General features: G+C 66.8%; 13 protein-coding genes. 7 read left to right on the top strand and 6 right to left on the bottom strand.

Features of this window, described 5'->3' with window-relative positions; genetic code table 11:
- From UB43_RS29920 to UB43_RS08080, 3 genes are all read left to right on the top strand, one after another.
- On the top strand, positions 1-421 hold a 421-nt coding region (locus UB43_RS29920), incomplete at its 5' end, for a PEGA domain-containing protein (protein WP_218187690.1).
- Between the two features lie 37 nt (positions 422-458).
- Positions 459-860: a TssQ family T6SS-associated lipoprotein gene (locus UB43_RS08085; protein WP_052969518.1), complete on the top strand. Its 402-nt coding sequence runs from the start codon at positions 459-461 to the stop codon at positions 858-860.
- Between the two features lie 26 nt (positions 861-886).
- Complete coding sequence (locus tag UB43_RS08080) at positions 887-1,696, top strand: hypothetical protein (RefSeq protein ID WP_045209908.1); 810 nt, start codon at positions 887-889, stop codon at positions 1,694-1,696.
- A gap of 90 nt (positions 1,697-1,786) precedes the next feature.
- Here the strand turns inward: UB43_RS08080 and UB43_RS08075 are convergent, their stop codons facing one another.
- The 3 genes from UB43_RS08075 to UB43_RS08065 all read right to left on the bottom strand — a co-directional run bounded on the left by UB43_RS08075 (position 1,787) and on the right by UB43_RS08065 (position 4,038).
- Positions 1,787-2,893 (bottom strand): NADH:flavin oxidoreductase/NADH oxidase, encoded by a 1,107-nt coding sequence (locus tag UB43_RS08075; protein ID WP_045209907.1) that lies wholly within the window; start codon positions 2,891-2,893, stop codon positions 1,787-1,789.
- Between the two features lie 195 nt (positions 2,894-3,088).
- On the bottom strand, positions 3,089-3,397 hold the full coding sequence (locus UB43_RS08070) for a transcriptional repressor (RefSeq protein WP_045209906.1): 309 nt from the start codon (positions 3,395-3,397) through the stop codon (positions 3,089-3,091).
- 20 nt (positions 3,398-3,417) lie between these two features.
- Positions 3,418-4,038, bottom strand: coding sequence for a hypothetical protein (locus UB43_RS08065; protein WP_045209905.1), 621 nt, complete (start codon positions 4,036-4,038; stop codon positions 3,418-3,420).
- Positions 4,039-4,343: 305 nt separating this feature from the next.
- On the opposite strand from UB43_RS08065, the gene UB43_RS08060 reads away from it, so the two are divergent.
- Genes UB43_RS08060 through UB43_RS08050 form a run of 3 tightly spaced genes read left to right on the top strand, consistent with a single transcriptional unit; the run spans position 4,344 to position 6,369 of the window.
- Positions 4,344-5,528 carry a PepSY domain-containing protein gene (locus UB43_RS08060; RefSeq protein ID WP_045209904.1) on the top strand — a complete coding sequence of 395 codons (1,185 nt, stop codon included), beginning with the start codon at positions 4,344-4,346 and terminating at the stop codon, positions 5,526-5,528.
- The gene (locus tag UB43_RS08055) at positions 5,525-6,049 is read left to right on the top strand and encodes a hypothetical protein (protein ID WP_045209903.1); all 525 of its coding nucleotides are present in this window, start codon (positions 5,525-5,527) and stop codon (positions 6,047-6,049) included. The genes UB43_RS08060 and UB43_RS08055 overlap by 4 nt, the downstream gene beginning before the upstream one ends.
- Complete coding sequence (locus tag UB43_RS08050) at positions 6,046-6,369, top strand: hypothetical protein (protein ID WP_045209902.1); 324 nt, start codon at positions 6,046-6,048, stop codon at positions 6,367-6,369. The genes UB43_RS08055 and UB43_RS08050 overlap by 4 nt, the downstream gene beginning before the upstream one ends.
- A 130-nt stretch (positions 6,370-6,499) precedes the next feature.
- Here the strand turns inward: UB43_RS08050 and recJ are convergent, their stop codons facing one another.
- The 3 genes from recJ to UB43_RS08035 form a co-directional block, all read right to left on the bottom strand.
- Positions 6,500-8,215 carry a single-stranded-DNA-specific exonuclease RecJ gene (gene recJ, locus UB43_RS08045; RefSeq protein WP_045209901.1) on the bottom strand — a complete coding sequence of 572 codons (1,716 nt, stop codon included), beginning with the start codon at positions 8,213-8,215 and terminating at the stop codon, positions 6,500-6,502.
- A gap of 67 nt (positions 8,216-8,282) precedes the next feature.
- Positions 8,283-8,822 (bottom strand): YaeQ family protein, encoded by a 540-nt coding sequence (locus UB43_RS08040; protein WP_045209899.1) that lies wholly within the window; start codon positions 8,820-8,822, stop codon positions 8,283-8,285.
- Positions 8,823-8,883: 61 nt separating this feature from the next.
- Entirely contained in the window at positions 8,884-10,062 is a 1,179-nt protein-coding gene (locus UB43_RS08035; RefSeq protein WP_045209898.1) for a GGDEF domain-containing protein, read from the bottom strand.
- A 257-nt stretch (positions 10,063-10,319) separates the two neighbouring features.
- Here UB43_RS08035 and UB43_RS08030 point away from each other — a divergent pair, with 257 nt between their 5' ends.
- Positions 10,320-11,519: a CaiB/BaiF CoA-transferase family protein gene (locus tag UB43_RS08030; RefSeq protein WP_045209897.1), complete on the top strand. Its 1,200-nt coding sequence runs from the start codon at positions 10,320-10,322 to the stop codon at positions 11,517-11,519.
- Positions 11,520-11,581 lie beyond the last annotated feature (62 nt).

The raw sequence follows: 11,581 nt of genomic DNA, 5'->3' as shown, positions 1-11,581 counted from the left end.
TGCACCTGCACCTGCACCTGCGCCGGCACCTGCGAGAGCCCCCTCTCCAGCAAAGGTTTCGGCGCAGGAGCCTGGGGAATACAGACAACCGCCCCCCGCCAAGCCGGCCATCGCGGCACAGAAGGTACGCCCACTGCCCACCGATGCCGTGATCATCACCGGCACGAAACCAGCCAGCCCGGCAAAACCTCGCAGCGCGCCGACGCCCGCCACGGTCGGTACGCTGATCGTCGCCGTCCAGCCGTGGGCCGAAGTCTGGATCGACGGTCGCAAGCGCGGCATCAGCCCGCCGCTGTTCAAGCTGCAACTGCCGCCAGGCCTCTACACCGTCGAACTGCGCAACCCCGACCTGCCCAGCTATGGCCAGAAGGTGCAGATAACCACCGGACAGTCGGTGACACTGCGGCACAGCTTCCAGTGAGTGCCGACAGGCCCCTTTTCCACGTACGGACAGCCCCATGAAGACTCTGCACACTCTTTCGGCACCGCTGCTGATCGCCTTCCTGGCGCTGGCATCAGGCTGCAGGAGCCACGTCGAAGCGCCGCCAGAGCCCCCCGCGGACGACACCCAGGCCAACGCCGAGAGCACCTTCGCCGAGGGCCTGCGGCTGTATGAGGCGGGGAACTACTACCTGGCTGAAGAACAGTTCCTTTCGCCACCTCTCTGGGCCGGCGATAGCCGCGTGCAGTTGCAGGCACTCAAGTACCTGGCGTTCAGTTACTGCGTGACCGAGCGCCCGATCCAGTGCCGCTTCGCCTTCGACCGCGCCCTGCAAATCGACCCGACCTTCCACCTGGGAACCGCCGAAGCGAGCCATCCCCTCTGGGGCCCGGTGTTCGTCCTGGCGGCGCGCCGTTGAACCTCCTCCCTGATCGCGAGGCCTCCATGCTGCTCACTCACCGGACAGGCCGCCTGAGCCTGTCGCTTGCCCTTCTGGGCGTACTGCCGCTTGCCCAGGCCGACACACATGAAAGCCTGAGCGCCGCCGTCGAGAGTCTCTGGAGCGGCGAACAGGTCTCCATCAGCGTGCTGGGTTCCAGCTTCACCCAGCAGGTGTCGAAGGCCGGGACCGAGTACCGGCCCGAGGTGAAGCACGCCCCGTTCTACCTGCAAGCCGCCGGGGAATCCGCCTGGGTGGTCGCGGGTCGGATGCGTTTCAATGCCGTCACCACGTCCTGGGGCAACTTCCCCCGGCTGGACATGCGCAAGGCCCGTCTGCTGGAAATCGACCTGCCGAAAAAGCACTACCAGGTACTGACCGGCCCCGGCGCCGGCCTGTTCGGTGTTGGCGACTGGCAACGCTACGGTTTTCTCCAGGTGATAGACATCAGCGTGCCGTCCGCACCTTTGCATTACCCGCTGTACACCGACGCTGGCCTGGGTGAGCACGCGCTGGGGCGCCTGGCAGATTCTCCGGTGCTCAACTATGCGCGCCTGGTCCCCACCAGCCAGAGCAGGACCGGGGAGATCGACACTTATGAAGTCTCGCTCTACGCGCTTGGCCGCAAGGGCCCGGAACGCGTGCTCAGGGACGGCGTTGCGCTGGCCTATCTGCTCAAGCGCGAAGGCGACGGGTGGAACATCGAAAGCGTGGACCGCACACCGGTGACGGCAGAACGGGACGAAGAGCATCGCCCTTTCACCACGCCGCTTCGCCCGGCGCTGTTCTCGGTGAAGAGAAACGACCAGCAGTAAGCCGCCGCCGTGCTGGCGGCGGCTGACCCATCGGTAGGTGGGAAGAGGGTCGAGGTCACGCGACGCTGGTCCGCGTGACCCGGTCAGGCGTCAAACCTGCCCGTAGGCCTTGCGCTTGGGCGTGCCACGTTGCGCGGCGCGCAGGTACTGCGCCGGCCACGGCACCGGTTGGCCACCCAGCTCATCGGCGGCATGCAGCGGCCAGTAAGGATCGCGCAGCAGTTCGCGGGCCAGCAGGATCAGGTCGGCCTGCCCGGTACGCAGGATGTGCTCGGCCTGCACCGGCTCGGTGATCATCCCCACGGTGCCGCTGGCGACACCCGCCTCCTTGCGTACTCGCTCGGCGAACTGCGTCTGGTAGCCCGGCCCCACCGGAATCTCGGCGTTCACCGCGGTACCGCCGGAAGACACATCGATCAGGTCCACGCCCAGGTTCTTCAGGCGGCGCGCCAGCTCCACGGTCTCGTCGGGGTTCCAGCCATCCTCCACCCAGTCGGTGGCGGACAGCCGGACGAACAGTGGCAGCTCCTGCGGCCAGACCGCGCGCACGGCTTCGGTGACTTCCAACAGGAAACGGATGCGGTTCTCGAAGCAGGTGCCGTACTGGTCCCGGCGCTGGTTGGACAGCGGCGAGAGGAACTGGTGCAGCAGGTAGCCATGGGCCGCGTGCACTTCGGCGATCTTGAAGCCTGCGGCCAGGGCACGCTCGGCGCCGCGTACGAACTGGTGCTTGATGGTCGCCATCTGCTCTTCGCTCAGGGCGATGGGCGCCGTGTGCTGCGGGTCGAAGGCGATGGCCGAGGGCGCCACCGGTGTCCAGCCGCCTTCGCTGATCGGCACCGAGCCGTGCTTGCCCAGCCACGGCGCCCAGGTGCTCGCCTTGCGTCCGGCGTGGGCCAACTGCACGCCGGCTACCGCGCCCTGGGATTCGATGAAGCGGGTGATGCGCCGCAGCGGCTCGACCTGTTCGTCATTCCAGATGCCCAGGTCCTCGGCGCTGATCCGCCCTTCCGGGGCGACCGCCGTGGCCTCGACTATCACCAGACCGGCGCCACCCACGGCGCGACTGCCCAGGTGCACCAGGTGCCAGTCATTGGCCAGGCCGTCCTGGGCGGAGTACTGGCACATGGGGGAAACTGCGATGCGGTTGGACAGGGTCAGCTGGCGCAGGGTCAGGGGCTCGAACAACTGGCTCATGGTGGCACTCCCTCTCTGGTCTTCAGATCTTGTCCTACAACTGTAGACCGGGATCGCCTAAGGATAGGCCCAGATGATCGGTGGCTCGGTCGCAGCCGGGGCACCTGCAACAGGACGGAAACCCCGCTGCCCCGGCAGGAGCGCGCCCTGCGCGCGACGCGGGCATCGCGCGCTCCTGCCGGGAGTTTGCCGCCATCAGTGCAGCTCGCCGGACCTTCCCATGGCGGCCACAGCGCCAGGTGCCAGGCTGTAGCGCTTGTTCGTGTCGCGCTCCAGCAGGCCGGAGAGGTGCAGCCGGCGCAGGGTCTGGCTGACGCAGCTGAGGGAGATGGGCAGGCCCGGCTCCTCCAGGTAGGCATGCAGCTCGACCGCAGTCGCCTTGCCGCAGATCACCAGCGCATCGAGGATATTCAGCCGCGGCAGGCTGCTGCGCAGGCCGGCGTGTTCCAGCAGTTGGCGGGCCGGGCGCGGCAGACGCGGCTGCACCGGGGTACTGACTTTCATCGCAGCTCTAAGAGGAGATGTCATGGGCGCACCTCGAAAGACAGTGTGGAAACGTGGATCACGCTGTCGTAGCGCTTGCCCTCGATGCTGGCGCCACCATTGACCTGGGCGGAGACCTCCAGCACGTAGCGCGCCGGGAACGGCGTGATCAGGGTCACCGTGCCGTCCGCCGCCGGTTTCAGGCTGCGGGTCCACTGCTCGGAGGTGTACACGTTGACCTGCGAGGCCGGCACCACGGTGCCTTTCCAGTGCAGGGCGAAGGTGTTGCCCCCCGGAGTGGTGGGCACCAGTTCAAGATCATTCTGCGCCCGGGTTTCGCTCCGTCCCTCACGCGCCTGATAGATGGTCAAAGTGCCACCCTCGGCCCGCTGGGCGGCGACCCGCAGGTCGCCCGCCGGAGCGCTGCCGATCTCGAATGAGTCGATCCCGGCCTTCATCGGCGCGGTCTTGCCTTCGCCCAGGACGACGCGGGGGTTCTGCAACTGGACCACCGGCAGGTGCTCGCCGGGCTGCAGTTCGCTGAAATAACTTTTCGCGCTCTGGCCTGCACTGCGTTCCAGCCACAGGTAGTCCGCGCTGGCCAGTGGCGCGCCGCTCAGCGCCAGGGCCAGCAGCACGGGCTGGCGAAAGGAAACGTTCATGCGGGGATTCTCCTGTCGGGGGCGCTACTCGAAAGAAACGTCGCTCGCATCCGTTGCGAATCGATCGCTTTCACATAACAAGACGGATGAGCCGCGAAAAACACGCACAGAAATTGTGTAAAGAAATCGAAAAGGCCGGGAAACCTGTGCCGAAACATTTATTTGCAACTGCACATGGCCGGTTTTTCGATCTCATCCGTCCTTACTCCTAGAACACCGCTGCTCCTTTGGTGTCTTCGCGCCTCGCCGGCCTTGTCCGGCGGGGGGCCTTTTCCTTCGTCCCCTTTTGCGTGGCCGTGATTCCCATGTCCAAGAAATCCCGCTCCAGGCTCTGGTTCCTGGTCCACAGCTGGCTGGCCCTGCCCATCTGGTTCTTCGTGTTCCTGGTGTGCATCACCGGCACCCTGGCCACCGTCAGCCAGGAAATCATCTGGCTCGCCGACCCATCCGTGCGTGCCAACCCGCCAGACGCTGACGCCCGGCGCCTGGGCTATGACCAGGTGCTCGCGGCCATGGCCCAACAGCAACCGCAGGCCGCCGTGCGCATGATCAGCGCGCCCACCGAAACGCATTTCGCGCTGCGGGTCAGCGTCACCTATCCGGACAGCGCTACCGCCATGCTCTACGTGAACCCCTACACCGGGGTCATCCAGGGCAAGATGCCGCTGTTCGACTTCCGCCAGTTCACCCGCGCGCTGCACGGCTGGTGGCTGGTGCCGTTCAGCCATGGTTTCAGCTGGGGCTGGTACCTGGTCTCGCTGCTCGGCCTGCCGATGCTGGCGTCGCTGGTCACCGGGCTGGTGGTGTACAAGCGCTTCTGGCGCGGCTTCCTCAAGCCGACCCTGCGCCTGCGCCAGGGTGCACGCATCTTCTGGGGTGACATGCACCGGCTGATGGGCATCTGGTCGATCTGGTTCATCGCGGTGATCTCCATCACCGGCACGTGGTTCCTGATCCAGGCGGTGCTTTACGACAACAGCATCTCCATCTCCAGCGAGGGCGTACCGACCATCATCCAGCGCGACAGCATCCCGCTGGGCGAGAACGGCGCCGCGCCGCCGCGCATAGGCCTGGACGCCGCCGTGCTGGCGGCCCAGCAGCGCATTCCGGGGTTCGAGGCGAACTTCTTCCGCCTGCCCTCCAGCGCCTACGATCCGCTGACCATCTTCGGCAAGGCCTGGTATCCGCTGATGTTCGAAAGCGCCCAGGTGAATCCCTACGACGGCAGCGTGGCCTCGACACGCCTGCTGGGCGACCGCTCTGGCCTGGAGTTCGTCACCGAGTCCATGCGCCCGCTGCACACCGGTGATTTCGGCGGCGTATGGGTCAAGCTGATCTGGTTCGTGTTCGGCCTGATCCTCAGCATGATGGTGCTCAGCGGCCTGATGATCTGGAGCAAGCGCACCCTGATCGCCACCGCCAAGGAACTGAAGAAGCAGAAAGCCCGCGACCGGATGGCCGTCGCAACCACCGCGCAGGCCAGCCAATGAGCGGCAACAGCAAGCTGCGCCGCCAGTGGCTGCGCTGGCGATTCCACCTCAGCGCCCTGCTGGTGCTGATCCCCCTGGGCTTCATGCCCCACTACTTCCACGAGGCGAAGCTCGATCGCGGCCTGCGCGGGCTTGGCGAACGCGAGATCGGCGCCGTGCAGGTCGGCCCGTGGACTGCGCGCATGGCCGAATGGGAAGTGGGCGAGCCCGAGGACGAGGGCCGCGCCGGCTTCGTCAAGGCATTCACCCTGGCCTTCTGCGAGAGCTGTTATCCACAGGTGAAAGCCGCCTACTTGCGCATCGGCCAGCCGCGCAGCCTGCGCGCCGCCGGCGGCCTGTTCGCCGGCACGCCGCACCAGCAATTCGCCGAAGTCACGATCCCCGCCAGGGTCACCCCGGCCGACGAGCTGTGGCTGACCGTGGAAGGCTGGGACGACGCCGTGCACCAGACGCAGATCCCCTTGGACAAGGCCTCGCCTTCGCTGGTGGCCTGGCTGGAAAAGACCCGGAGCAACCGATGAAAGCGATCCTCAAGTACAGCGCCGTGCTGCTCGGCCTGACCGCCAGCGCCAGTGCACTGGCCCATGCGCCCTTCTGCGAATGCACGGCGCCCGATGCCGACACCATCCGCTGCGTCGGCGGCTTCAGCGACGGCAGCGCCGCGCCCGGCGTGACGCTGGACGTGATGAGCGCCGCCGACCACAAGGTGCTGATCCCCGGCAAGCTGGGCGCCGATTCCAGCCTGACCTTCAAACGCCCCGCCGAGGACTTCTACATCCTCTTCGACGTCGGGCCGGGCTATCAGGTGGAGGTCGAGCCGAGCGAGATCAAAGGCAGCTGAGGCGCATCACCTGTAGGAGCGGGCCATGCCCGCGATCACGCCCATGGGGCGCTCCTACAGGTCAGCCACAGCGTTTGCGTTAGCGTGGGAGCGGGCCCCGCCATTACAGCAGCTCGCTCCTACGAAAGATTCAACGTGGCGCGATATGCGCCACCATCAGTTGCACGGTCTCGTTGCCGCGGAACTCGTTGACGTCCAGCTTGTAGGCCACTTCCGCCCAGCGCACGGTGGGGTTCGGCCAGATCTCGCGGTCGATGTTGAAGGCGATGGCGTCCAGCTGCAGCGAGCCGCACTCGGTCTTCAGCACCAGCTTCAGGTGCCGCTCGCCGACCACGCGCTGCTGGACGATCTGGAAAATGCCGTGGAACAGCGGCTCGGGGAAATGCTGGCCCCAGGGACCGGCCTGGCGCAGGGCGCGAGCCAGTTCCAGGTGGAACTCCTCGGCGCCCAGCTGGCCGTCGGAGAGCAGGCGGCCGGTGAGGTCTTCTTCATCCAGCTGACGGCGCACCTCGGCATCGAAAGCCGCGGCGAAGGCACCGAAGTTCTCCTGCGGCAGCGACAGGCCGGCCGCCATGGCGTGGCCGCCGAACTTGCTGATCAGCCCCGAATGGCGCGCGGCCACGGCGTCCAGCGCGTCGCGGATATGGAAGCCCGGCACCGAACGCGCCGAGCCCTTGAGCGTGCCATCGCCGGCATCGGCGAAGGCGATGGTCGGACGGTGGTAACGCTCCTTCAGGCGCGAGGCGAGGATGCCGATCACGCCCTGGTGCCATTCCGGGTCGAACAGGCACAGGCCGAAGGGCATCTCCTCCACCGGCAGTTCCTTGAGCTGGGCCAGCGCCTCGCGCTGCATGCCCTGCTCGATGGCCTTGCGGTCCTGGTTGAGCTGGTCGAGCTGCACCGCCATGTCGCGGGCGACGCCTTCGTCTTCGCAGAGCAGCAACTCGATGCCCAGGGACATGTCGTCCAGACGGCCGGCGGCGTTCAGCCGCGGGCCGAGGATGAAGCCCAGGTCGGTGGAGGTGATCCGCCGGCAATCGCGCCCGGCGACTTCCAGCAGCGCACGCAGGCCCGGACGGGCGCGGCCGGCGCGGATGCGCGCGAGGCCCTGGTGCACCAGGATGCGGTTGTTGGCGTCCAGCGGCACCACGTCGGCGACGCTGCCCAGGGACACCAGGTCGAGCAGTTCGGCGAGGTTCGGCTCGGCGATGCCGCGCGCCTCGAACCAGCCGCGCTCACGCAGGCGGGCACGCAGGGCGAGCATCACGTAGAAGATCACGCCGACACCGGCCATGGCCTTGCTGGGGAAGTCGCAGCCGGGCTGGTTCGGGTTGACGATGGCGTCGGCGGCGGGCAGTTCCGCCCCCGGCAGGTGGTGGTCGGTGACCAGCACGCGCAGGCCGGCGGCCTTGGCGGCGGCGACGCCGTCGATGCTGGAGATGCCGTTGTCCACGGTCACCAGCAGTTCCGGGCGCTTCTCCAGCGCCACGGCGACGATCTCCGGGGTCAGGCCATAGCCATACTCGAAACGATTGGGGACGAGATAGTCGACCCAGGCCGCACCGAGCATGCGCAGCGCCAGCACGCCGACACTGCTGGCGGTGGCACCGTCGGCGTCGAAGTCGCCGACGTAGAGGATCCGCTGGCCCTTTTCCAGCGCATCGACCAGCAGCTCCACCGCCGCGTCCACACCCTTGAGCTGCTGGTACGGGATCAGCCGCGCCAGCCCCTTGTCCAGCTCGGCGGCGCTCTGCACGCCACGGGCGGCGTAGAGGCGGGTCAGCAGCGGTGGCAGGTCGCCCAGGTTGGGCAGGGTTTGCGGGAGGGGGCGGGCTTCGATGCGCATGGGTGTTCCAGTCGATTCATTCAGGCGCCGATCCCGGCGCCCTGGTTACAGCGGGTAAAGCTGGCGCTTAACGCTCGCCCATCAGCCATTCGACTTGCAGCTCGTGCTGGCCGCGCTCGTCGGTGACGAAGATGGTTCCTTCGCTGATCATCACGGTCCAGTTGATCGAGCGCGGCAGGTCGCGGGAGATTTCTTCCAGCGCTTCCTGGGGCATGGCGACGACGTTGAGGTTCTTCAGGTGACGCACGCTGTCGAGCACCTTGGTGGTCCACACGCGCAGGTTGCCGTAGGCAACCAGGGTCAGCTTCTCGCAGCGGCGCGAGCACCAGGTCAGGCGATCGGCATCCGGCTGGCCGACTTCGATCCAGTGCAGCACGCGGTCGTCCAGGCTCTTTTCCCACAGCGAGGGCTCTTCCACGTCCGACAGGCCACGGCCGAAAGCCAGCTGCTCGTTGTACCAGATGACGTAGGCCAGCAGGCGCACCGCCAGGCGCTCCTCGGTTTCCGAGGGATGGCGGGCAACGGTGAAGCGCAGGGTCTCGTAGACCCCACGGTCGAGGTCGGTCAGGCTGATATCGGCTTTGTAGGGCGTGGCGGACAGGGCCATGGGGGTTCCCGGCGAATTTTCGAAGGCGGCAAGTCTACCGCGAAAGCACGGGCGCCGTGGCTTAAGTCCGTGGACGCCGGTCGGCTCCCGGCTCCGGCGCGGCCAGTTCGATACGGTTGCGGCCCTTGGCCTTGGCGGCGTAGAGCGCCTGGTCGGCCAGCGACAGCAGGCGCAGCAGATCATGCCCGGCCTCGCGTGTGGTGGCGATGCCGATGCTGACACTGAGCTGGCCCTCGGCCATGAACGGCAGCTCGGCGAACTCGCGGCGCACCCGCTCGGCGACCTGGCAGGCGCCTTCGGTGTCGGCCGCCACCAGCAGGCAGGCGAACTCTTCCCCGCCAATGCGGGCGAACTGGTCGTGCTTGCGCATCCGCGAGGCGGTGATGCGACTGAACTCCACCAGCACGCGGTCGCCGGCCGGATGGCCGAAGGAATCGTTGAGGCGCTTGAAGTTGTCCAGGTCGCAGAGCAGCAGTGAAGCCTGCTCGCCGCGCTCCAGGCACAGGCGCAGCAGGCGTTCGCCGGTTTCCATGAAGGCCCGGCGGTTGCCCACGCCGGTCAGCGGATCGCTCAGGGCGGCGCTGCGGAACTGCAACTCGGCGCGCTCCTTGACCATCGCCAGGGTGGCGAAGGCGATACCGATGGCGAACAGCATGGTCTCGAAGACCAGGAAGGTGAAGAAGGTCGAGCCCTGGCCGTTGTTGGCCACGCTCTCGAACGGCATGCCGCGGTCGACCACCAGGCGCACCGAATAGACCAGGGTATGGAACAGCAACAACGCCAGGGTCGGCTTGAGCTGCACTTCGAGCTTCCGGCGGTCCCGCCACAACTCGCTGATAGCCGCGATGCAATAGAGGACCGTGATCCCCGTACTGACAGCGATGCGTACAGCCAGGGACTCATAGAACGGCGGAACCAGGCACAGCAGCGCCCAGCATGCCGCGCCCGCGCCGATCAATGGCCAATGCGGCTTGCGTCCGGTGAAGACCCGCATGGAAGTCCAGGTCATCGCCGAACACAGGTGCAGGACCACGTTGCCGACCAGGATCGGCAACCAGTCGATGCCCATGCCACGCAGCGTGGCCAGGAAGGTGCCGATAGCGCCCAGCAACAGCGCGACACTCATGTAGCCCAGCGTGTGATCGCGACGACCGCTGTGCCAGGCAAAGGCCATCAGCACGCCGACCAGGGTCAGCACGTAGAGGTCGACGACAACCAGCGTCGGCAGATTCAACGTCATGCAGCCCCCTCGCCACCCGGCTGCACGCATTCTCCGGAGAATGCCGCCAGACCCTCGGGCTGTGTGGAAGAAGACGCACGCATCACGGTGTACCTGCCCGAAACCGGGCGAGTTGGAGTAAGAAACTTCTGAATGCCGTTACTCTACGCGCGCTCAAGGCCGGCGCAAAGCGCTGATACCGGGCGCCTGCCCGGCGGCCTGTTCGAAGCCGCGCACACGGGTTAGAGTCCCGCCATTCTCCTTGCTCGGACCCTTCGATGAACAGCACAGCCAAACCCCTCGCCGGCCTCAAGGTCATCGAACTCGGCACCCTGATCGCCGGCCCCTTCGCCTCGCGCCTGTGCGCGGAATTCGGCGCCGAAGTGATCAAGGTCGAGTCGCCCGACGGCGGCGATCCGCTGCGCAAATGGCGCAAGCTCTACGAGGGCACCTCGCTGTGGTGGTTCGTGCAGGCGCGCAACAAGCGTTCGCTGACCTTGAACCTCAAGCACGAGTCAGGCCGCGAGGTGCTGAAGAAACTCCTGGCCGAGGCCGACATCCTGATCGAGAACTTCCGACCCGGCGTGCTGGAGAAGCTCGGCCTGGGCTGGGAGGTGATCCACGCGCTGAACCCGAAGCTGGTGATGGTGCGCCTGTCCGGCTTCGGCCAGAGCGGCCCGTACAAGGACCAGCCGGGCTTCGGCGCGGTGGGCGAGTCCATGGGCGGGCTGCGCTACATCACCGGTTTCGAGGACCGACCGCCGGTGCGCACCGGCATCTCCATCGGCGACTCCATCGCCGCGCTGTGGGGCGTCATCGGCGCGCTCATGGCGCTGCGTCACCGCGAAGTGAACGGCGGCGCCGGGCAGGTGGTGGACGTGGCGCTCTACGAGGCGGTGTTCGCCATGATGGAATCCATGGTGCCGGAGTTCGACGTGTTCGGTTTCATCCGCGAACGCACCGGCAACATCATGCCCGGTATAACGCCCTCCTCCGTGCACACCACGGCCGACGGCAAACATGTGCAGATTGCCGCCAACGGCGACGCCATCTTCCGCCGCTTCATGACCGCCATCGGCCGCCTCGACCTGGCCGACGACCCGACCCTGGCCAGCAACGATGGTCGCGATGCGCGCCGCGACGAGCTGTACGGCATCATCGATCGCTGGGCGCGTTCCGAATCACTGGATACCGTGCTCAAGGTGCTGAACGAAGCGGAGGTGCCGGCCAGCCGCATCTTCTCCGCCGAAGACATGTTCAGCGACCCGCAGTTCCTCGCGCGGGAGATGTTCCTCTCGGCCAAGCTGCCGGACGGCAAGTCCTTCCGCATGCCCGGCATCGTCCCCAAGCTCTCCGACACCCCCGGCAGCGCCGAGTGGATCGGCCCGAAACTGGGCGAGCATACGGATGAGGTACTGGACAGGCTGGGTTACGACGCCGCGGCCATTGCAGCACTGCGCAAGGATGGAGCGGTCTGAGCGTTCGCTTCTGTAGAACCCCGAACTTCAGAGCGAAACCTGTAGGAGCGGGCCATGCCCGC

The sequence above is a fragment of the Pseudomonas sp. 21 genome, from assembly GCF_000955805.1.
Classification (GTDB): Bacteria; Pseudomonadota; Gammaproteobacteria; order Pseudomonadales; family Pseudomonadaceae; genus Pseudomonas.
Note: the sequence above shows the minus strand (reverse complement) of the source record. Positions and strands in the feature narration are given on the sequence as shown.